The organism is Thalassorhabdus alkalitolerans (genome assembly GCF_042656525.1).
Taxonomy (GTDB): domain Bacteria; phylum Bacillota; class Bacilli; order Bacillales; family Marinococcaceae; genus Thalassorhabdus; species Thalassorhabdus alkalitolerans.
In genome coordinates this window covers 598,822-620,189 of sequence record NZ_JBHSOZ010000003.1, presented here as the reverse complement: position 1 = coordinate 620,189, position 21,368 = coordinate 598,822, and the positions used below count along the sequence as shown (strand labels likewise).

At 40.7% G+C, this 21,368-nt stretch carries 24 protein-coding genes; 11 read left to right on the top strand and 13 right to left on the bottom strand.

Translation table 11 applies throughout. The features are described 5' to 3' along the window. Positions 1-331 precede the first annotated feature (331 nt). Complete coding sequence (ytvI, locus tag ACFPU1_RS05735; RefSeq protein WP_385939379.1) at positions 332-1,390, bottom strand: sporulation integral membrane protein YtvI; 1,059 nt, start codon at positions 1,388-1,390, stop codon at positions 332-334. A gap of 170 nt (positions 1,391-1,560) precedes the next feature. Further along, positions 1,561-1,914, bottom strand: coding sequence for a YugN family protein (locus tag ACFPU1_RS05730; RefSeq protein ID WP_054635221.1), 354 nt, complete (start codon positions 1,912-1,914; stop codon positions 1,561-1,563). Between the two features lie 206 nt (positions 1,915-2,120). Between ACFPU1_RS05730 and ACFPU1_RS05725 the strand changes: the two genes are divergently transcribed. Together ACFPU1_RS05725 and ACFPU1_RS05720 are read left to right on the top strand one after the other, a co-directional pair. Then, positions 2,121-2,549: a CBS domain-containing protein gene (locus tag ACFPU1_RS05725; RefSeq protein ID WP_054635222.1), complete on the top strand. Its 429-nt coding sequence runs from the start codon at positions 2,121-2,123 to the stop codon at positions 2,547-2,549. 168 nt (positions 2,550-2,717) lie between these two features. Next, the gene (locus ACFPU1_RS05720) at positions 2,718-4,043 is read left to right on the top strand and encodes a CAP domain-containing protein (protein ID WP_385939376.1); all 1,326 of its coding nucleotides are present in this window, start codon (positions 2,718-2,720) and stop codon (positions 4,041-4,043) included. A gap of 49 nt (positions 4,044-4,092) precedes the next feature. On the opposite strand, the gene ACFPU1_RS05715 is transcribed toward ACFPU1_RS05720, so the two are convergent. Continuing rightward, complete coding sequence (locus ACFPU1_RS05715; protein WP_385939374.1) at positions 4,093-4,593, bottom strand: PaaI family thioesterase; 501 nt, start codon at positions 4,591-4,593, stop codon at positions 4,093-4,095. Positions 4,594-4,754: 161 nt separating this feature from the next. Between ACFPU1_RS05715 and ylbD the strand changes: the two genes are divergently transcribed. The 3 genes from ylbD to ACFPU1_RS05700 are packed head-to-tail and all read left to right on the top strand — an operon-like array spanning position 4,755 to position 5,865. Then, positions 4,755-5,144 carry a spore coat protein YlbD gene (gene ylbD, locus ACFPU1_RS05710; protein WP_054635225.1) on the top strand — a complete coding sequence of 130 codons (390 nt, stop codon included), beginning with the start codon at positions 4,755-4,757 and terminating at the stop codon, positions 5,142-5,144. Between the two features lie 15 nt (positions 5,145-5,159). Further along, positions 5,160-5,387, top strand: a complete 228-nt coding sequence (locus ACFPU1_RS05705; protein ID WP_054635226.1) for a YlbE-like family protein — start codon at positions 5,160-5,162, stop codon at positions 5,385-5,387. 55 nt (positions 5,388-5,442) lie between these two features. Next, complete coding sequence (locus tag ACFPU1_RS05700) at positions 5,443-5,865, top strand: hypothetical protein (protein WP_385939371.1); 423 nt, start codon at positions 5,443-5,445, stop codon at positions 5,863-5,865. Positions 5,866-5,915: 50 nt separating this feature from the next. Here ACFPU1_RS05700 and ACFPU1_RS05695 read toward each other — a convergent pair whose 3' ends face one another. Then, on the bottom strand, positions 5,916-6,680 hold the full coding sequence (locus ACFPU1_RS05695) for an ATP-grasp domain-containing protein (protein WP_385939369.1): 765 nt from the start codon (positions 6,678-6,680) through the stop codon (positions 5,916-5,918). A 191-nt stretch (positions 6,681-6,871) separates the two neighbouring features. Between ACFPU1_RS05695 and ACFPU1_RS05690 the strand changes: the two genes are divergently transcribed. Next, positions 6,872-7,315: a YlbF/YmcA family competence regulator gene (locus ACFPU1_RS05690; protein ID WP_157049717.1), complete on the top strand. Its 444-nt coding sequence runs from the start codon at positions 6,872-6,874 to the stop codon at positions 7,313-7,315. A 243-nt stretch (positions 7,316-7,558) separates the two neighbouring features. Here the strand turns inward: ACFPU1_RS05690 and ACFPU1_RS05685 are convergent, their stop codons facing one another. Beyond that, on the bottom strand, positions 7,559-8,173 hold the full coding sequence (locus ACFPU1_RS05685; RefSeq protein WP_385939367.1) for a CPBP family intramembrane glutamic endopeptidase: 615 nt from the start codon (positions 8,171-8,173) through the stop codon (positions 7,559-7,561). Next, positions 8,157-9,416: a DUF4236 domain-containing protein gene (locus tag ACFPU1_RS05680; protein ID WP_385939365.1), complete on the bottom strand. Its 1,260-nt coding sequence runs from the start codon at positions 9,414-9,416 to the stop codon at positions 8,157-8,159. Before ACFPU1_RS05680 ends, ACFPU1_RS05685 begins: the two co-directional genes overlap by 17 nt. An 82-nt stretch (positions 9,417-9,498) precedes the next feature. On the opposite strand from ACFPU1_RS05680, the gene ACFPU1_RS05675 reads away from it, so the two are divergent. Then, entirely contained in the window at positions 9,499-9,927 is a 429-nt protein-coding gene (locus ACFPU1_RS05675) for an SRPBCC family protein (RefSeq protein ID WP_385939363.1), read from the top strand. Between the two features lie 193 nt (positions 9,928-10,120). Here ACFPU1_RS05675 and cbpB read toward each other — a convergent pair whose 3' ends face one another. The 3 genes from cbpB to ACFPU1_RS05660 form a co-directional block, all read right to left on the bottom strand. Beyond that, a complete protein-coding gene (gene cbpB, locus ACFPU1_RS05670) occupies positions 10,121-10,555 on the bottom strand; it encodes a cyclic-di-AMP-binding protein CbpB (protein ID WP_054635411.1) in 435 nt (144 codons plus the stop codon). 387 nt (positions 10,556-10,942) lie between these two features. Next, the gene (locus ACFPU1_RS05665; RefSeq protein WP_385939361.1) at positions 10,943-11,734 is read right to left on the bottom strand and encodes a divergent polysaccharide deacetylase family protein; all 792 of its coding nucleotides are present in this window, start codon (positions 11,732-11,734) and stop codon (positions 10,943-10,945) included. Between the two features lie 106 nt (positions 11,735-11,840). Further along, a complete protein-coding gene (locus tag ACFPU1_RS05660; protein WP_054635234.1) occupies positions 11,841-12,146 on the bottom strand; it encodes a MerR family transcriptional regulator in 306 nt (101 codons plus the stop codon). 221 nt (positions 12,147-12,367) lie between these two features. Between ACFPU1_RS05660 and bioB the strand changes: the two genes are divergently transcribed. The 4 genes from bioB (at position 12,368) to ACFPU1_RS05640 (ending at position 16,687) form a co-directional block, all read left to right on the top strand. Further along, the gene (gene bioB / locus ACFPU1_RS05655; RefSeq protein ID WP_385939359.1) at positions 12,368-13,384 is read left to right on the top strand and encodes a biotin synthase BioB; all 1,017 of its coding nucleotides are present in this window, start codon (positions 12,368-12,370) and stop codon (positions 13,382-13,384) included. 77 nt (positions 13,385-13,461) lie between these two features. Beyond that, positions 13,462-14,250, top strand: a complete 789-nt coding sequence (locus tag ACFPU1_RS05650) for a PRC-barrel domain-containing protein (RefSeq protein ID WP_100399448.1) — start codon at positions 13,462-13,464, stop codon at positions 14,248-14,250. Between the two features lie 259 nt (positions 14,251-14,509). Beyond that, complete coding sequence (locus ACFPU1_RS05645; RefSeq protein ID WP_385939358.1) at positions 14,510-14,851, top strand: hypothetical protein; 342 nt, start codon at positions 14,510-14,512, stop codon at positions 14,849-14,851. A gap of 468 nt (positions 14,852-15,319) precedes the next feature. Then, positions 15,320-16,687 carry an aspartate kinase gene (locus ACFPU1_RS05640; RefSeq protein WP_385939356.1) on the top strand — a complete coding sequence of 456 codons (1,368 nt, stop codon included), beginning with the start codon at positions 15,320-15,322 and terminating at the stop codon, positions 16,685-16,687. Positions 16,688-16,734: 47 nt separating this feature from the next. Here ACFPU1_RS05640 and ACFPU1_RS05635 read toward each other — a convergent pair whose 3' ends face one another. From ACFPU1_RS05635 to proB, 4 genes are all read right to left on the bottom strand, one after another. Beyond that, entirely contained in the window at positions 16,735-17,604 is an 870-nt protein-coding gene (locus ACFPU1_RS05635; protein WP_385939354.1) for an ion transporter, read from the bottom strand. A gap of 206 nt (positions 17,605-17,810) precedes the next feature. Then, on the bottom strand, positions 17,811-18,650 hold the full coding sequence (gene proC / locus ACFPU1_RS05630) for a pyrroline-5-carboxylate reductase (RefSeq protein WP_385939352.1): 840 nt from the start codon (positions 18,648-18,650) through the stop codon (positions 17,811-17,813). A gap of 11 nt (positions 18,651-18,661) precedes the next feature. Next, positions 18,662-19,909: a glutamate-5-semialdehyde dehydrogenase gene (locus tag ACFPU1_RS05625; protein WP_385939350.1), complete on the bottom strand. Its 1,248-nt coding sequence runs from the start codon at positions 19,907-19,909 to the stop codon at positions 18,662-18,664. A gap of 21 nt (positions 19,910-19,930) precedes the next feature. Next, entirely contained in the window at positions 19,931-21,034 is a 1,104-nt protein-coding gene (proB, locus tag ACFPU1_RS05620; protein ID WP_054635237.1) for a glutamate 5-kinase, read from the bottom strand. Positions 21,035-21,368 lie beyond the last annotated feature (334 nt).

The following is a 21,368-nucleotide window of genomic DNA, read 5'->3' as shown; positions in this document are numbered from 1 at the left end:
TTTTTTTGCTGATCATTATTAAATAAAGAAGTGTTTCCTCTGCCAGACGATTGAAGTGAAGATTGAACAGGGTGTCACATTTATTAATGAGAGGAGAATGATTACATCATTAGTTGAGGAGAAGAGCTGCTGCCATTGAAAAAATTCAGGTAATCCTAAAAACAGGCTGTTGAGAAATGTATACTCAACAGCCTGTTTCTTTTTTTCAGAAAAAACGTGATCCTTCTATTGGATTTAAATGATTGTATTCTTACCTAATACTTCCTTTAGATTCTATCACCCAACGTTCAGTAAAAGAATAGAAACACCCCTGGAGAAGCAGCGGAGAAGCTTAAATTTTAAAATTTAGTTTAATAAGCCCTGCCTCTCTTGCAGAAGTAAAGGCAATCACAATGAGAGGACCAACAATAAAGCCAATGACCCCAAACAGCATAAGGCCAATATACAATGAAATGAGCGTGGCAAGAGGGGAGAGTCCGATGTGGTGCCCCATCACCTTAGGTTCTACAGTCCTCCTGATAATTAAAAGGACGGCAGCAAGGATTAATAACTGTGAACCAAGGCCGATATTTCCGGCGATCAAGTGAAAGAGTGCCCATGGTCCCAAGATAGCAATGGAACCAATGATTGGAACAAAATCGATCAGCCATATGATTAATGACATAACTAAAGCAACGTCAGGCGCGATAATCAACAGACCAATAAATGTCACAACGAAAATAATAATACTAACCAAAAACTGCGCTTTAAAAAATCCAATTACCACATAAGAAAGGCGGGAAGTCATAAATTTAACCTTTTCTTCTGTCTTGTCGCTCATAAAGGAATATACCTGTTTGCTTAAACGAGGAAGCTCAAGCATAAATAAGAACAAAGCGATAAGATAAACAATAAATGTGACAAGATACCCTGGTATGGATGCAACAATGGATGTAAGGTCAGTAATAATGTTACGGTCAGTAAATTCGAGACGAAGATTGTTCAATGTTTGTGTTACCTGGCTGTTAATTTCATAAACAAACTCTGGAGGCAGATCTTCATATGTGTTTTCTAAATTGGCTTGGAAATTTAGCCATGCCCGGTTTAAATCATTGATGTAAGCTGGAAGATTCTCTACAAAATCAACGATTTGCGTGACAGCCTGTGTAACGAGGATGTACCCTCCGATACCAATAGAACAGACAAAAATTGTAAAGACAAGCATGACTGCGAGGTTGCGCCTGACTCTCAACCGGTCGGTCATAAAGCGGACTACCGGTGAAAGTGCAAGAGCAGTTAATAAAGCTAAAATAATAGGAAGGGAGACAGGCAGCACAAAGTATGCTGCAACCCCCACAATAATTATTGTTAATATGGTAAGCAGTATTTTTTTATTAAGCAGCGCAGACAATGGTAGTCCCCTTTCTTGACACATATAGATCATTGTCTCAGTGTTGTGTGACAAAAACTGAGGACAAAAAAGAAAGGAAAATATTTCAAAAAAACCGGGTGAAAAATGCTTCATCCGGTTTTACTTTCCTGAAGTTTTGGCTTACATTATGTAGCATGACTATTCAAAAATTAGTCTTCCTTAAGTTCTTTTTCGATTGCTGCAAGCTTTTGTTTGCATTTGTTTACGATTTTCTCCGGGAATTCCTCATCATATTCTACACCGTGGGGGTAGTAGTGACGGCCCAAATAAGGAGTCATCAGTTTCACTCTTGTATCTTCTTTTCCAATTTCTCCACTTACACTGTAGGCTGGTATACGAAGATAGTACGTAGCATCTTCAGCTTTGTCTAAAAATCTGTAATCAAACGTCACTCTTTCATAATCCCATTGTTCAGAATGAACGAAACCATTTTCTTCAATAACCATGTGTAGCTTTCCAAAGGAGACTTCTTGCTCCTGAATATCAAATCCTTCGATCTTCATTTTCTGTCCCTCCTATGTCTAAATAACCTGTTATCCTTCTTTATCATAGTATGTTTACCGAGAAGATGCAACGCATTAGTATGGAAACTTTATGACACCTGTACTGTCTGCCGTTTGAAGTTAACCTTCACTATAGGTGTATGATTTTTTACTTTCGAGGGATTATAAGTGTCGTATCATTTTTATCGATAAAGGAGGAAAGAAATTTGGATACTTTAAAAGATATCATGACCACTGGGGTAGAAACTTGTAAACCGGAGGACACGGTATACGACGCTGCTGTTAAAATGAAAAACACTCATGTGGGAGCTATACCTATTGTTCAAGATCAAAATCTAATGGGAATGATAACGGACAGAGACATTGTTGTCCGTTGTATTGCTGAAAAACAAGCGAACTCCGCCCCAGTTTCAGACATAATGAGTGAGAATTTAATCACAGCTGAACCGTCAATGTCAGTAGATGAAGCTGCGAGGATGATGGCAGAGAAACAAATAAGACGACTTCCTGTGGTGGAGAATCAAAAGCTTGTAGGGATTGTAGCACTGGGTGATTTGGCAGTTGGAAGGACTACTGCGGATGAAGCTTCCTTTGCATTAAGCGAGATTTCAGAAAGACCGGAAGTGCATCATTAAAACTTAGTATTATTACCAGGAGAGCCGCCTATATATTTATGGGCGGTTTTTTGGTATGTATAACGGGTGGCGCAGACACCGATAAAAATGTTTTAATAGAGAATAGAAAAGGAATTAAGCGGGGAAGCTGTTCTCCTTAGTAGTGCAGTGGAAGAGAGGAGTCAAAGGATGTTCAGACAACTTGGATTTATCTTTATTGTATTTGGAATCACGTTTGGGGTGCTTGTTTGGCAGCTAGGCTGGCCGGAATGGGTTATGCCTGCCGAGGAAGGCCAAGAGGACACTTCAACAGAAATACCTGAGGAATCAATGACGATGGAAGATTCCCTTCAAGATTTATTAAGTAACCTGGGTGAAACCAGAGATAATATAAACTTAGATGAGATTGATCTGGAGTCCATAGATTTAGAAGGGCTTACTATAGATGAACTTAATTTGCAGGAAATACTGCCTGTGCTGGAGGAAGAAACTCAAACCGAACAAACAGAGGAAGAAGAAGCTTCTGAAGAAGAAGCTTCCAATGAAGAAGAAATTTCCGAAGAAGAAACCGGGAACGAGGAGCAACAGTCTGAGTCTGAACACCTTGAAGAAGAAGAAACAATTGCTGAAGACAGTTTGCAAAGTCTTATAGGTGAAAGTGAAGAGGCAGTGCAAAACTTACTTGGCGAAGCTCAAAGGGTGGATCCTTCTCTTTATGGCTATAACGTTCATGTTTATTTGAATCAGGAGCATCAAGAATATATTCTTGTCGGGATTATGGATAACGTCGTTCAAACTGTTCTTGCTCTTGGTGAAGAAGCTTCAGTTGCTCCCCTTCAGGCAGGCATGAGCCGAAGTGAAGTTGAAAATCATCTTCAGGTGGAAGAAGAGCCGACTGTAGAAACGGATGACGGTTCTTTTACCTTTCATCCAGATGAACAAGAGGCAGCAGACAGGCCGCTTGTAGAGCTCGAAGATGGGATATGGGCACAGCTATATTTTGATACGATAGATGACGGACTTGTTGGTGTTAGATATTTAAATAGTGAAACAATCGTTAACCATAGGCCTTATTCTATTACGTACCGGGGCTCTTTAGAAGAAAGACCTAATTGGGGTCGAGAAGAGTGGAGGCCGGTGGAAGAGGCAGCAGAGCAGCAAGTTCTTGAAGCTACAAATGTTATCAGGCAATCCTTCGGAAAAGACCCTCTGGAGTGGGATGAGGAGGTTGCACAAGTCGCCTATTTGCATAGTGAGGATATGGCTCAAAATAATTACTTTGCCCACGACTCTCCAACTTCTGGAGCGCTTCAGGACCGTATGACAGCAGGAGATGTTTCTTTTATGAGAGCCGGAGAAAACATAGCTGCACAGTATGTTGATGCAACCTCAGCCGTAATAGGCTGGTTAAATAGTGAAGGCCACAGAGTAAATTTATTAAGCGAAGATTTCTCCCATCTTGGTGTAGGAGTGTACGAAAGACATTATACCCAGAATTTCCTTACTCCTTGGTAAAAAAGGAGGGTGCCAGGAAGCTTTCATAGCATACTTGGCACCCTTTTTGTTATTTTGCAGGCAACACATAAAAAGTCCCTGTTGCCAAAGCGATCACTTTATTTTCGTCATTAAAAACTTTCGCCTCTGTCACGCACACTTTGTTCCCCCGAGAAATGATTTCCCCTTGGCAGCGGAGTTTGTTACCTGTGCCACCCTTTATGTAGTTTACTTTCATGTCCAGTGTCACGGCAACTTGTCCCTTAGGAAGGCTTAGATTTACCATGCTTCCCATTGTTGTATCCAAAAGAGTCGCGGTTACTCCCCCATGCACGATATTTAACGCGTTCATAATGGATGGCTTTATAGGGATCGATACCTCGTACGTGCCGTCATCGAGAAACCTTCTTTCAGTTTCAAGCCAGCTTCCGATATAAGACACGTAATTACCCTTTTGTTTTTCCCTAAGGCCTCTTAAAAAGCTGGAAAGAACCTCCTGGTCTTCTTTGCTGCTTTGCGCTAAAAAGTCTTCAAATTCATTACGTAAAACGTGAGAAAGATTATTTTCCATTCGACTTTTCCTTTCTATGCTTTTACCGATTATCGATATTGTAGCATGTAATTTCAAAGCAAAACAAAAATTGGGCGCACTTCTTAAAACAGGAGGGCGTAAATTATAGAAGAGAAGAAGTCAAAGAGCATGAGATATGTTTTACGGGAGGTGGAATTGTTATGGAAAAAGAGTCACTTCATCCATCGGTAGAGGAGTTCAAAAAATTTGTTCAAAGCCATCCATTGCTGATAAAAGAAGTAAGAGAAGGAAGAAAAACGTGGAACCATTTATACCAGGACTGGGTTGTATTAGGATCTGATGCTGCAGAGTGGTCGCCTTACAAAAAAGAAAGCGACCCGCAAGAAAGTACTTCTGGCGGTCAGTCTGATATGATTAGTGGGCTGTTTAAAAGCTTAAATGGGATCAATATGCATGATTTACAGCAAAATCTTTCCCAGTTTAGCGGTGTAATGGGGAATGTACAGAAATTATTTCAGCAGTTCCAGCGGCAGCCGCCACAGCCCCCTCAAAGAGGCCCGGAAGATCCCTTTTCATTTAGATGGTTTTAAAAGAGGTGGAAAAACTTGCGTCAAGACGTATATTCCTACGTGAGCTCACGGCCTGACTTAAAAGCTTTCATCCGTTTTCATCCTCATTGGTATAGAAGGTTAAATAGAAATCCTCAAAGGATCATGGAATTTGAAAAAGAAGCCAACATTTATCACGGAAAGACTTTCCCCCAAAGAGTGGAAAAAATGAATCATGGATTAAATATGGTCATGATGCTTCTAAATATGCTAAGGGCACAATAAATGTGGATAAGTAAGCCTTCTTTGTCACAACATACAGGCAAAGGGGGTTTACGAATTGTCAAAAATAAAAACGGCATTCCTGCTTGCGTTGGTTTGCACTATTTTTTATGCTTCGGCAGCCTATAGCCAGGAAATGATAGAAATTGAACCATTACAAATAGTTCCCGTGAATAAAGTGACCAGTGAAGTCACAAAAGAATCCATGCAAGAAGATGGATGGAGCCTGCAATATAAAGTGAAAGAAGCCAACATTTATGTTGAATGTATTCTTCCAGACTTCTCTCTGTCCATGAACGAGCAGAAAGGAGACGGTTACTTACTATTAAAGCTTGACGGCTCAGAGATCGGAAGGATGGACCAAGCCGCTTTTGTGATAAAAGGATTGCCGGCAGGTGATCATGAAATCACCATACAGCCAGTTGATCATGAAGGAAAAGCTCATGCTAAAGAAATGAGTTTTGAGATCACCATTGCCTAGGCTGGAAGGGGAAACAAAAAAAACGGTGCCTTTTCAGGAGGCATCGTTTTTTAGTGAGATATCGCTTCTATTATATAATCTTCTGCTCGGATACCTTTCTCCTGAAATCCTTGATTCCCAAATAAAACATTAAATTCTAAAAAGTAGTATTGATTGTTAGCAAACACAAGGTCGAATCCCGCATGATTGATTCCTAAATGCAAGGCAGTTTCCAGTGCTAAATCCAACGCTTCCTGAGGTATATTATCAAAGGAGATAGTGCCGCCCTGGGCGATGTTATTATAAAAACTGCTCTCATCATTAATCCGCCAATAAGCATTTACCACTTTATTTCCAATGACACAAACGCGTAAATCTTTGTTGATTGGAAGATATTCTTGAACATACAGGGTGCTGTTACTTTGTGCGTAATCTTTAAAGTCATCCTGGTTGTTAATGAGAAACACACCTTTTCCCATAGAGTTACGACTTTCTTTGCCTACAAAAGGAAAGGGAAACGTAAGAAGGATATTTTCAAGGCTTTCCTTTGAACGCCCATGTATTTCAGTGTAGGGAACATGTGAAGGGCAGACACTAAGCAATGCCCTTGTCATTTCGATTTTGTCATAGCCAAGATGAATCGTTTCTATAGAAGGGAAGATTTTCTTTTTCATTCCATATACAAGGGCATTTACCTGCCATTTTTCAGGAAAAAGACATATATCAGCTTGTAAGATCTTATCTTTTTCGATAGGATGAAACATTTTTTCAGGCTTAATATATTGAATATTTGGAATTCCAATGGTTCGGAAAGGATTAAACGTTACTATTTTCATGAATGTTCCTCCTGAGATAGTATGCTTGCGTAACCTTACATTACGAAGAATATTATACGAAGCTAATGAACTTCCGGTCAATCTTCTTCTATGATTTTACAAAACTAAATAATAGAGCAGCCTTTCAATAGAAGCTACCTTTCACCAACAACCTGGTACGTGTTATACTATCTCTATTCGGAGGTGGATCTATGACTACAATGGTTTCAACGCCGGCTGATGTCCTTGCTGCTTCGGCAGCTCTTGGAGATTTAGTCATTCGATCAGAAGTGTTTCAAGCTTATCTTACTTGCAAAGAACGAATGGATGAGGATACTGAAGCTCAGGAGCTCATTTATCGTTTTACAAATATAAAAGAACAATATGAGGAAGTTCAGCGCTTTGGTAAGTATCATCCAGATTATAAGACTGTTTCTTCCAACGTTCGACAGTTAAAGCGCAAGCTTGATGTAAATGACTCGATCAGCGCCTTTAAAAAAGCTGAAAAGGAGCTCGAGTCATTATTAAATGAAATCAGCGCTGAAATTGGCTATGCAGTGTCACCAAATATAAAGGTGCCAACGGGAAACCCTTATTTCGATAACCTTTCTTGTGGAGGGGGCTGTGGCTCCGGGGGAAGCTGTGGCTGCGGGTAAGCTGGCTGGTTGTAAGAGCTATGGCGAAAGCCAGGCAGATTGAGGAAATTTGGACAAAACAGTCTTAAGGAAAAAGAAAAAGGTTCCAATTATCATCATACATGGTAATTGGAACCTTTTTTATTATACACATTTTATCAAACTCGATAAATTTTTTATCGCAAGAAAGGTACGGGTGTAAACACATAGGGAAGAATCCCCTTGGTTTTCTAACAAGGAAAAGGTACTTCCTTTATGGGGTTATTATGCAAGTGGAAAGAGGTAAAGAAGTAAGATGTTAAAAAGGAGGTGGGAAAGGATGCACAAGCGGATATCCTGAAATCGCAAGTATAGACATCCCCATAACAATCCTCCGGCGATGGCTGCGGTGACCAACAAAAAAGAGCCGCTTGTTATGTGAGCAGAGGCGTATAACAAAGTGGCAACGGCAACCTTCAACGGAGGGGATAAAGGTAAATTTTCCTGTACATAGCCGCGCCAGAATAATTCTTCAACAGGAATAATTAAAAGGACAAGAAAAAGATGATGCCACCAATGGACAGGCATAATTGTTTTGTAAAGACTTGTAATTTCAACATTGAGATCCGGCAGAAACCGGTTAATTATTATGCTTGCAAGGTAGACAGCTAGATAAAAAATGACAGCCGTTATAAGGCCGAAGGCAGCTATAACAGTCAGCCGGCTTTTTTGTTTCATATGGGTTCCTAGAAAGGCAGTAACCCCTAAAACAGCGATAGCAGGCGGAAAGCAATACCAAAAAAGATGGGAGGGGAGCGCAAAAACTCCCCACAATAAAATGTGGGCAAGAAGGAGTCCTGCCCACAATGGAATGTTCTTGTACCTATGCTTGCTTTTCATAAACAGTAATTTCCTCTGGCTCATATGGAGTAATGGGTTTGAAAATATACGTTTTTGTTGCGTCCATCCTTGGGTGAAACTGCTTAAATGATTGTATCGGATGAACTTGTCTCATTTTTAAGGTGTATAAGGTTTCTCGATCAACATCTATGCTATACAAGTACCATTCGTTATCATGACCTGTAACTGGATCAGGTTCGATCGTATAGCCAGACAGGACGATACGATCACAATTTGGCAGCAAGGAGAAGATATAGGAAGATAAATATAAAGCTGCTCCTCCAACCATCTTTGCATAATGGTTTCGTTGTTGTTTCTTAGACTTCCTTTCAATTTTTAGTTTGCCGGATTTTAAGATCGAAGCCTTCGACACTGGAACAACTTGAAGAGGAGGAAGCTTTACATCGACATAGACGGTTTTAGGGCCGAGTACTTGAAAGTCAATGTCTGTATCTATCGGGAAGTCTAGCTTTTCAAGCATCATCGTGAGCCATTCATCCATGGCCTCAAGGCTCCCTGCCATCATGCGGTGAAGTAAATCTATGCGATATGTTCTTTCTTGTTTGGCAAGTTCTATAAGCTCATCATAGGAAGCTTGTTCATTATTAAAGGTTTCAATGGTTTGTTGTTTAACGCGCTCGTTAAACTCGTCTTTTTGCTTGGGAGAAAGGAAACGAAGTACCTTTAAAAAAGAAGACGTTTCATTTTCAAGCTTTGCTTTTTCCCGCAGGTAGATCTCTTCTCGCTGTGGAGGAGAAGCAGTCACTGTAGTTTCTTCCCTAATTTCATTTTCAATTTCACTTACTGTCTTTGGAGGTGAAAGCTCATGATGAATTTCCAGCAGTTTTGTTGTCTGTTCATTGATTTCCCGTTCTTTTTCTTTATACAATTCTTTTAATTTAGAGGCATTTTGTTTTTTTAATTCCCGCAAATGATTAGCAGGCAGTTCATCACCCATCCTGTCCACAAAGGTAAATGAATGAGAAGAATCATCGTAGACAAGGTTTGCATCATAGGGAAGCTTCTCAGTAGATTCATAGTGCCTTTGCCCGGCAGCCCCTTTATCCAGCCGTGATCGGTATGACAATCCGCTTCCAGGGATACCAATGTTCCCATAGAGACCTTTTTTTCCAAGGGAGACAGATGCCCCCTGACGGCCCACAGTTGTGCTGATTCCCCGTTTACTGAAGTTTAACCTTACACCAGGTGCTACGCTGACACGTTTTTGAAAACGAAAACTCATATGACTATCGCTCCTTTCGACCTGTTAATGTTTATTGTACAAGAAAAAGAAGGAATATAAAAAACAAAAGGGGGGGAAGGGCATGTTTTCAGGAGAATTCACTTATGAAACTACGATACATGATAAGAAAGAAAACGTTTGGGAATTTTTCTTATACACAAGGAACCTCGAAAAGCTAAGTGGTTTTCCAAAGGTGAAAGTAGTTGATGGTGAAAGAACGGAGGAAGGGGAAACGATCCAGCTTCAGATAAAGGGAGGGCTTGTTTCTCCAGTCTGGGAAGTCCGTATTACGGAGGTAAACGAAGGGAATTATTTTATCGATAAAGGAGAAAAGCTTCCCTTTCCTTTTATTACCTGGCAGCACATTCACAGATTTATAGAAGAGGATAATATGACAATTATGAAAGATGAGGTCGCTTATACTTCATGGCTTCCTCCCGCAGTTGTGAAAACAGGACTTAAACGAATGTTTAAGGACAGAGAAAAAAAAATAAAAACTATATTTTCGTGAAAAATGGTAAAAAGACACCGTGAAAGCGAATGAGATGAAGCCTGAATGGATGTCGTACTTGTACCTTAGGTGCAAGCGAGTGTATTTTTGAACAATCAACCAACAGAATTATAATATAAGTAAGGGCCCTCACCAACGGTGAAGGCCCTTACTTAGCTGAGTTTTGACCCAGCCCCTGGCAGCAGGGAAGGTCTTACTTTCGAAGGTACCGGTTAATCAGAGCCAGAATAGACCTTCTCGTTAAAATACCAATAAAAGATCCCATGTCATCTTCAATACAGACAAATGGGTGATTGATAGAGAGAGTCAAGGCTTTTCCAAAGGTTTCATCCTTGTTCATTCTTGGTATCTTCTCGGACATGACATCCTTAACTTTTATTTCGTGTAGACGTTCCATTTCAATTCGCTCGATACCCAATATTGAATCCAGAATTTGTGCTTTACTAATTTGTCCGCATACCTTGTAATCTTTATCCAGTACAGGAATAGCGGTATAGCCAGATTTAATGAGAACAAGCAGGGCGTGGTCCAGAGGGTTGTTTAATTGGACGTGAGCTACTTTCTCTTCTGGTATCATTAGTTCTTTTATTTCGTTATCCATAATCTGGCTGTTTTTTAAAGTTTGCATCATTTTTATCACTTTCTTTCTTTGTGTAGTTAGGAAGGGTAAAAGAAAGTGGGTTCCATCGATCCCAATTCTATCATAGGAAGAATGGTTTCTAATGTCAATAAGTACATGTAAGCGTATTCTTGTCTTAATCCCACTCTATTCACCGATCTGAGCAGAGATATTGCAAATGGAGGGTACAATATATTCAGGTACAAAAGTATTTGTTTTGCAGGCTCTTATCCACATATGAAGATACCCGCTTTGAAGATGGATTAAACCAATAAAATAACCTTTTTCTGGAAAATGTGGCTGGTATGAATATCAGAGTGCTGATTCGTAATAGAACTAAACTGTAACGAAAAAGCGGTTGCCTGCAAAAAGCCCTTCTTCTTTTGAAGGGCGCTGTTAATATTCCCAGAAAGAAAAAGGGTTACGTGATAGGTTTGAAAGAGTCAGCCTGGAAGCGGGAACGATTTCTGTTCCTGTTGATTTCAAAAAAGAAAGACCCTCTTTGATTCCTGTTACCGTTTCCTCGCCTTTAATGCCAACATGACCGATTGCGATTGTCTTAGCATCCGACTCTGTCCTTTGTGCCATGTGTTTCATTTGTTGTCTAACCTCTGCAGCTGAAGACAAAGTATCATCTAAGAACACATCTCTCACTTCGTAAGGGATACCCATACTTTCACAAAGCTCAGGGATCAGTGAACGAGGATTCGTACCACTGTCGATAACGTAAAGCTGATTTTCCTTTGCTGCTTCAAGAACACCGGAAATGGCTTCAGAAGTTTCTACTACTTTGGAGCCCATATGGTTGTTAAGTCCTTTCACATGAGGAAGGCTGTCTATAGCTTTTTGAGTGGCCTGTTTTGCTTCTTCTTTTGTCATCTCTGCGCGGATAGCACCAGGTCCGAGCCAGGATGCTTTTCCTTTGAGAGGTTCCATCGGCAAATGAAGCATTACTTCGTGACCTTTTTCCGCAGCCAGGACTGCCTGCTTATGGCTGTCTTCCATAAAAGGCATAATCGCAATCGTGAGAGGAAGATCTAAATCAAGCATTTCTTCTACGCCCTTCACTTTGCCGCCAAAGTCATCAATAATAAGTGATACTTGAGGAGGGGGGGAAGCAGCATTTACTGAAGTGACATAATAGGAGAAAAAAAGCGGGAGAAGACAAAGTGCCATCCAGTATTTCACGTGAGTCATCCTTTCTTTTCTTAATTATCTTAAAATAGGATTCCCTTTCATACATTCTCTATCCATTAACAAAGAAAGAAGCTTCTATGTACAGAAGCTTCTTTCATTATTTTCTCATGTTAAAGGCTGCGTTAATTTGTCCTCGAAGCATCCGTTCACGAAGCTGTTTGTTCTTTAGTTCACGTTGCTCCATCTTACGTATTTCAAAAGTTTGCATTCCGTCTTCCATTTTATTGGCAATATCAACAAGCCTTTCAACATCCTGAAATGAGTATTTTCTTGTTCCACCCTTTGACCTTTCCGGGGCTAACAGCTTTCTTTCTTCGTAGTAACGAATTTTTCTTTCTGATAGGCCTGTCAACTCACTTACAACCCCAATAGTTATCACTTTCTTATCCTTGTAAGAAGCCACCCGGATTCCACTCCTTTTACTCACAATTGCTTTTCTTTTAATAAAATGTTAACACAGATATGGATTACCGGCTCCCCTTATGTAAGAAAATCTAACATTAAAAAGTGAGAGTATTTAAAAATGTAAAAAAATCGAAACAATTATGCAATTATGTAGTTTTCCCTTCCCATTAATGTTAACCTTTAATTATAATTGGTTAACATTAATGGGAGGGGTTTAACTTGACATTAAAAAATGGATGGAACGAGTGGGGGATTTTAGCAGAAAAGGGGATTAGAAAAGAAACCTTATCAAAAGATGATGCGCTGGCTGTCTTACGAGCTGATGAAGACGAAGTACTTTCCATTCTGGATGCTGCGTTTAAGGTCAGGAAGCATTTTTATGGAAAAAAGGTGAAACTTAATATGATAGTGAACGCCAAAAGCGGACTTTGTCCAGAGGACTGCGGATACTGTTCTCAGTCCTCCCAAGCACAAAATGAAATAGACAGATATCCACTTCTGGAGAAAGAGGCCCTTGTCAAGGGTGCGGAGGAAGCGATGCGTCGGAAAGCAGGAACGTACTGTATCGTTGCGAGCGGAAGAGGACCTACCGACAAAGAAGTAGAACACGTGGCTTCTGCTGTAGAAGAAATTACTGCTGCTTATCCACTTAAAATCTGTGCATGTCTCGGAATCTTAAAGGAGCATCAGGCTGTCAGGCTTAAAGAAGCAGGGGTTCATCGATATAACCATAACTTAAATACTCATAAAGATCACCATGGAGAAATAACAACTACTCATACGTACGAGGACAGGGTTGGGACAGTCAACCATGCAAAGGAAGCAGGTCTTTCTCCTTGTTCAGGGTTAATTGCCGGAATGGGAGAAACGGACGAGCAGTTAATTGAAGCCTTATTTGCTCTACGAGAGCTAGATGCAGATTCCATCCCCATTAATCTTTTGCATCCTATCCCAGGGACCAAACTTGAAAACCAAAATGGGGTAGGACCAATGCGCTCTTTAAAAATCCTGGCTTTAAGTCGTTTTATACTTCCACATAAAGAAATCAGAGTTTCCGGAGGAAGAGAAGTGAACCTCCGATCCCTTCAACCGTTAGCTTTGTATGCTGCAAACTCCATTTTTGTAGGAGATTATCTTACAACGGGCGGACAAATTGCTGAATCAGACCATCAAATGATTAAAGATCTTGGTTTTGATATTGAAGAAAATGCTTTAGAAGATGCCATTCTGCCATAGAAAGAGCTGCAGGAAAGTTTGAACTTTTTACAACTGAGGAATGTACATAACCAAAGATTGTTTAAGGAGGAAGGGTTATGTTATTTCCAGCAAAAGATCTTGTCCGCTTTTCTATAGAAGCAACCGACGGTGATATTGGAAAAGTGGACGATTTATTCTTTGAAGAAGATAATTGGACGGTAAGGTATATGGTCGTTAACACAAACCCGTGGCTTCCCGGAGGTAAGGTTCTTATTTCCCCAATTTCTATTGAGAGCGTTGACTTATCAGAAGGAGTAGTGAGGGTTGATCTAACCAAAGACCAGATTAAAGATGCACCTGATATTGACTCAAGTGAAGCAATATCCCGACAAAAAGAAGAAGAGTATCATCAATATTATGGTTTTTCGTATTACTGGCCCTTTGCAGGCTACTGGGGGCATCATGCTTACGCAAGAGATTTAGCAAGCCTTGGAAGTGATGATCTTGCTAATGAAGTTAAAGAGCAGGATACTGAAGAAAATGAGCAGGAAGGACCGAAGCTTAGAAGCGCAAAGGAATTAACAGGAGACTGGACCGGGTATAATATTGTTGCTTATGAAGAAGCTGCAGGCAATGTTTCCAACCTTCTGATTGAAGATAAAACCTGGAAGGTAAGGTATATGGTCGTCAGCTCATCTAAAATGTTTTCCTCTAAAGAAGTTCTCTTATCTACAGATTGGGTAAACGAAGTAGACTGGGTAAACGGTGATATTCACATGAATGTGAACAAGGAAGAAATAGAGCAGGCTCCTGATTATGAAACTGGGAATCCTGTAGAAAGATCCTTTGAAGAAGATCTTTATAGTCACTTCAAAAAAGAAAATTATTGGGATCGGGAGTTGTAATTGCTTTGTATGAATGAATCAGGCTGTTGAGAAAATGTTCTCAACAGCCATTTTTTTTTTTGGTAGTAACTAAAAATAGAGTCTCGTCCATAACAAGTGAGGAAAAATAGGCATTTTGATTATTTAGTGAAGATAAAACTTCTTTTTACTCATGCGAGCCGGCAGCGTGTATAATAAACTTGGTTTCTGTTTACATAGGATTGAAAATCTTTGAAAGCATATTTAGAAAAAAGAAAGAGAAAAGAAAGGATTTAAATTAATGAAAATCGTTGTATCTACAATGGCTGCCTTACTTGGCATCCTGATTATTCTAGGATTCTTTGTCTCTACAAGCCTGTATGCACCCGAGGGTGTAAGGGTGATTATTGATCACACCAACCAGACATATGTATCGCCTCCATGTTTTGAGGAAGCTGAGCTCACGAATAATCTTCAGGAGGTGGCTTTAGAGCATGCTGTTACGCTGGGTTATGAAGCAGAAGCAGAATGCACGTCGGACAGCCTGGTTGAAGAGGATGTCTCATTAAATCTAGCTTTACTTAAAGAAATGGGAATTGTTCCTACAAAATGGGCTGAGTGGCCCGATCATATGGCGAACTAAACACCTTCCTTAATTGGAAGGTGTTTTCATTCATATTTTTTACATACCCCATAGCCTAAGCTCCATTTCTATGGTAAAAATATAATATTAGAGTTTTTTTGATGATAGCTCAAAAAGAAGTATCTTAGAGAAAAAAGAAGCTTAAAAGAGTTATATACAGGGTAATACGGATAAAGGGATACTGGCTTTTGCAGCAAAGCACAACGAAAAAGATAAAACATCACCTCATCAAGAAGTAAGTTTATTGAATATTTGCTAAATGAAGGAAGAATGAGTGTGATTGACACTATCTGCTATCGATTGAATGAGATTGACCAGTCAATGAATCTCACACTCCTATTTCCGGATAATTACGATATAATGCCAGCAAACACCTTTTGAGTGTGACTATTCATTGTGATAGCCTTATCTTTGGAGAATATTTAGAAAATGAAGAGAAAAAAACAGTATGGGAGTTGTAAATAGGAGATGAAAGTAGCCAAATTTGGTGGTACATCCTTAGCTAGTGCAGAACAAATTAAGAAAGTCGCAGATATTATCACTTCTGATAATGACCGAAGACTAGTGGTTGTCTCAGCACCAGGAAAAAGAACGGATGAAGATACGAAAGTCACTGATTTACTTATTCGCTTAGGGGAAACATACTTAGAGAAAAAAGAAGCGGAGAAGGAACTTCAGGATGTAGTTGAGCGTTTTAGCGATATCGCAGCTGGCTTGAATTTAGATGAAGATATAGTAAAAACAATTGAAGATGACCTTAGAAGCCGTCTTTCATATGATACCGCAAACCCTGAGCAGTTTATGGACCAGATCAAAGCAGCAGGGGAAGATAACAATGCTAAAGTGGTAGCTCGTTATCTTCAAAGCATTGGTGTGGTTGCTGAGTATGTAAACCCTCAAGAAGCAGGTTTATATGTAAGTGATGAGCCAGGAAATGCTCAAGTACTTCCTGAAGCGTACGATCACCTTTATAAATTGCGTGAAAAAAATGGGGTATTAGTCTTCCCTGGATTTTTCGGTTATTCCAAAGAAGGCCGGTTAGTTACGTTTTCACGTGGAGGGTCTGATATTACCGGCTCTATCGTTGCGGCAGGGGTACAGGCAGAACTTTATGAAAACTTTACTGATGTAGATTCAGTATTTGCTGCAAACCCTAAGGTAGTAGAAGAGCCTGTAGCGATTAAAAGAATGACATACAGAGAAATGAGGGAGCTTTCTTACGCGGGGTTTGCGGTCTTTCATGATGAGGCATTAATCCCTGCGTTTAGAAAATCCATCCCTGTGTGCATCAAAAATACGAATAATCCTCAAGGCAGCGGCACAATGATTATCGCAGAAAGAGAATATGCATTAAATCCAATTATAGGAATTGCAGCAGATAAAGGCTTTAGCACTATTTATGTGCGTAAGTATTTAATGAACCGTGAAGTTGGTTTTGGACGTCGTTTATTAGAAATCATTGAGGACGAGGAGATTTCTTACGAGCATATTCCATCAGGTATTGATGATACTTCTGTCATTCTCGAAGACAGCCAGATGACCCCAGAAAAAGAAGAGCGCATTATACGCAGAATTATGGATGAATTAGGTGCAGATGATGCGTATATTGAAAGAGGATTTGCTATGATCATGCTTGTTGGAGAAGGCATGCATGAAACAGTAGGCATTGCTGCTAGAGCGAGCAAAGCTTTATCTGATAATGGAGTAAACATTGAAATGATCAACCAGGGTTCCTCCGAGGTCTCACTGGCCTTCGGTATTAAGGAGGAAAATGTTGATAAAGCCATCAGTGGGCTTTACGAAGAATTTTTCAGTGCAAAAACAGTGCTTCAATAATTCATAAAAAAAGCAGCCTATAAAAGGCTGCTTTTTTTATGAATTTCCTAGTTTTTTATATTTTTATTCTGCTCGATCAAAAGTTCTTTAAGCTCTGCAACTTCCTTTCGCAGCTCTTTTATATCTGTTTCTTGTTCCTCATGTCCTTTTGCCAGTTCTTTATGATCTTCCTTTAGGTCAGCTTTCACATCCGGAAGCTCCATTTCATTGGCTTTTTCCACATTATTTACAATAACCCCGATAAAGAGGTTAAAGACAACGAACGTTCCAACAAGGACAAACGCTACAAAGTATATCCAGGACCATGGATCTTCCGCAAAAATCGGGCGCATAACGCCGCTTGCCCATGATTCCAAGGTAACAACCTGGAAGAGAGTCAGTAAGGAAAGTTCAAGATTCCCAAAGTATTCAGGTGCTATATCAGCGTACAGCATCGTACCGATCACAGCAAAAATGTAAAAAATGATACTCATCAGAATAAGAATATTTCCTAAAGCTGGTATTGTCATGAGCAGTGCATCTACTAATCTACGCAAAGAGGGAATGACAGAAATCATCCGAAGAACACGAAGGACACGTAGTACCCTTAGCACTGTGACAAAATGCGCTCCAACAAAAACATGGCTCGCTGCAACAATTAAAAAGTCAAACCAGTTCCACGCACCTTTAAAGAAAGATGTGAAAGGTTTAGCCGCGTACATACGAAGGGCAATTTCTATAGTGAAAATCCAGATGAGAATACGGTCGGCTAAAAAGAAAGTATCTCTGTTGGCTTCGTAAACACCTGGATAAGTTTCAATACCGACAATAATGGCATTAATGATAATAATAGTGAGGACGGTGTAAGTGAACGCAGGATGGTTCACCAATACAGCGGCTTTTTCGCGCATCGTCCTGGGCTTTTTTTCTGTTGACATACAAGGTTTGCCTCCACTTTCCTATTTAAATAAATAAAGAGCTGCAACTTAGGCTGAAATCACGACAAAACCCAGTCGTTATGATTCTACTAAACTTTATCTCTAGAGGGAAGAGTTTAAGATTCAACTATTTTGTGAAGCTTCTCTGAAGAGACTAGTCCCGTAAAAAAAGGCTTTGGATGTCCCAAAGCCTTTCATGAAGGAAGTCAAGAGGAGGTCGGTGTTTTGCTGGAGACCCCAAGTTCCTCTGAACGCTTGACTGCGCGTTCAATTGCCTTTTGTAAACCATGCTGGACGCCATGACTTTCAAGGACCTCAAAGGCAGCTTCAGTAGTGCCCCCCGGGCTCATGACCTCTTTATATAATTCTCTGGAGGACTTGTCTGTGTTCTGCAGTCTTTTGGAAGCTCCGTAAAGGGTCTGGATAATTAGTTCTTTGGCTTCTTGCTCTTCAAGTCCTGTTTCCCTTGCTGCTTGTTCCATGGCTTCGACGATATAATAAACATAGGCAGGACCACTTCCTGATAAACCAGTGACAGCATCTAACTTGCCTTCTTCCAGGGTAGTTACAGTGCCAATGGCCTGAAACAAGCTCTGGCTGACAGCAAGGTCCTGCTTGGAAGCAAAACTGCCTGGAGTCATAGCCGTTGCTGATGCTCCCACCTTTGCTGAAGTATTTGGCATGGTGCGGATAATAGGGATTTCTTTTTGACAAAGCTTTTGAATGTATGCTGTGGAAATGCCGGCCAAGACAGATATGAGAAGCTGATTTTCACCTAAAACGCTTTGGATATCAGATATGGCTTCCTCTACATGCTTTGGTTTTACGGCTAATACTACAATATTTGCTTTTCCGACAGCTGCTTCTTTATCTGAAGTTGTATTAATCCCGTACTGGTCTGAAAGATACGTTAACCGTTCTTTTTCTGAGTTATTCGTTGCAGTGATTTGTTCAGGAGCCAAAAGCTCTTTACTGAGCAGGCCGCCAATAATGGATTCTGCCATAGACCCTGCACCCACAAACGTCACATGATAATTACGCAGCATTTTTATTCCTCCTAGCCTTTGATTTGGCCATTGCCTTTAATAAGATATTTCGTGGAAGTTAATGCTTTCAGGCCCATTGGCCCTCTTGCATGAAGCTTTTGTGTGCTGATACCGATTTCTGCTCCAAAGCCAAATTCGAATCCATCAGTAAAGCGGGTCGATGCGTTATGATATAAGGCTGCAGCATCCACATTGGAAAAAAAGCTCTCTACATTCTCTCTGGTTTCACTGATGATCGCTTCTGAGTGGCTGGTGCCATGCTTTTTTATGTGCGCAATCGCTTCCTCGGCACTGTCCACGATTTTCATAGACACTGTCAAATCTAAATACTCTGTATCCCAGTCTTTTTCAGTAGCTTCTGCAACAGCTGAATCATACTTACGTACGTTAGCATCGCCGCGGATAGTGACATCTTTATCTTGTAAAGCATGAAGAAGTCGAGATAAATGGTCTTCAGCCCATTTATCATGCACAAGTATGGTTTCGGCTGCATTGCAGACAGAAGGACGCTGGGTTTTGGCATTAATTGCAATGGATAATGCCATGTCTTCTTCAGCAGTTTCATCAATGTATATATGGCAGTTTCCTACTCCCGTTTCAAGCACTGGAACAGATGCCTGTTTGACCACTGTTTGGATCAGGTTTGCTCCTCCACGGGGGATCAATACATCCAAATACTCATTCATTGTAAACATGGTAGATGCAGCTTCCCTGGAAGTGTCTTGAACGAGCTGAACAGCTTCCTTTGGCAGCCCGCTTTTCTCCAAAGCAGAGTGGAGGGAGGACACAATTGCTTGATTGGACGCAAAAGCAGAGGAACTGCCTCTAAGAAGAACAGCATTTCCGGTTTTCAGTGATAAAGCAGAGGCATCAACTGTAACATTTGGCCTTGCTTCATAGATCATGCCAATGACACCGATTGGCACACGGACATTTTGAATATCCAGTCCATTTGGCTGTGTCCAGGATTCAATCTCTTCACCCACCGGGTCAGGCAGCTCGACAATTTGTCTCATGCCTTCAGCCATATCCTTTATTCGTTCTTCTGATAAGCGAAGTCGATCTAAAAGAGTGGAAGAGAAGCCTTTCTTTTCTCCTTCTTCCAGGTCTTTTTTATTGGCAGACAGGATCTTATCACTATCTAATTCAAGCTGTTCTGCCATCTTTTGAATGGCTTCATTTTTTATTGATGTAGAAAGAGGAGCCAACACAGCAGCAGCTTCTTTCGCCAGTTTTCCTTGTTGATAAATCGCATCCATGTATGAAACATCCTTTCCTTTTTAGCTGTGCACCCAGTCATCTCTGTGGATGACTTCGGCACGCGCGGTTTTTGTGTAATAAAGGGCTTCCTGTGACGGTTTCCCTTTTATTTGTTTAAGCTCAGTAGAAGAGACATTGATCTGCCCTTTACCTAGAACATTTCCTTTTTCATCAATAACTTCTACCACAGCTCCTTTAGAAAAGGAGCCGTAAAAATCTACCACTCCTGCCGGAAGCAGGCTTTTCCCTTTATAAAGGATAGCATCCCTTGCTCCATCATCAATAATAACCTGGCCTGAGACTTGTGAGTGGAGAGAGATCCATTGCTTTTTGTTTTTTAAAATAAATGCACCGGGAAAACCAATATACGTACCGTCCCCTTTGCCAGATAAGATATCCATCAGCGCTCCCTCGTTTTCACCAGAGCCGATAAAGCAGCTTACTCCTAAAGAAAGAGCGGTTTTTGCAGCTTCCAGCTTAGAACGCATGCCCCCTGTTCCCACCTTGCTCCCAGAGGAGCCTGCCTGGGAAAGGAGTTCCCCGGTAATTTCCGGTAAGAAATGGTAACGTTTGGCTGAAGGGGTGTCATTAGGGTTAGCATCATAAATCCCATTAATATCTGTCAGGATAATTAATGTCTGGGCATGAACCAGTCCGCTGACAAGAGCAGATAGCAGGTCATTATCACCGAATGTTAACTCATCGACTGCGATGGAATCATTTTCGTTTATAATAGGAAGGACTTTTCGGTGAAGGAGTTCAGTTAAAGTTGTATAGGCATTTTTGTGCTGGGACCTGCTTGAAAAGTTATCGCGTGTCAAGAGGATTTGACCAGCCGAGATGTTATGTTTTTTTAATTCTTCGGTATAAGCCTGCATTAATATCCCTTGGCCTACTGCAGCTGCTGCTTGTTTTCCGCCAATGGTTACAGGTCTTGAAGGATAACCGATTTCTGTAAATCCGGCTGCCACTGCTCCTGAGGAGATGAGGATGACCTCATGCCCTGCATGTTTTAGGTCAGCGATTTCTTTCACATACCTTTGAAGCTTTTCGCGGCTTAATCCACCCTTTGCATTTGTGAGAGAACTGCTTCCGATTTTAATGACAATTCTTTCCTTGGCCACATTTATCACCTGGTTCTTTTTATTTCACAGCTCGTAAAGAGACATCTTCTGAAATGCTTTTCAATAAAAAAAGCCCTTCTGTCCAGTAAAGGACGGAAGGGCTTCTTTCCGCGGTACCACCTTTTGTTGACGCAATCTAAACGTCCACTCGCTTACCCTTATCGCGGGAAACGGTCGGGTTTATCCCCGACGGCTCCAGGGCAGGTTCGAAAACTTCACAGCGATGAAACCTTTCAGCCTATGGGTTCCATTCTCTGACGCTTGAATGATAATCTACTATTCCCTTTCAACACCTGATCGATCATTTTATATTACATTATGTGTTGTAAACAGA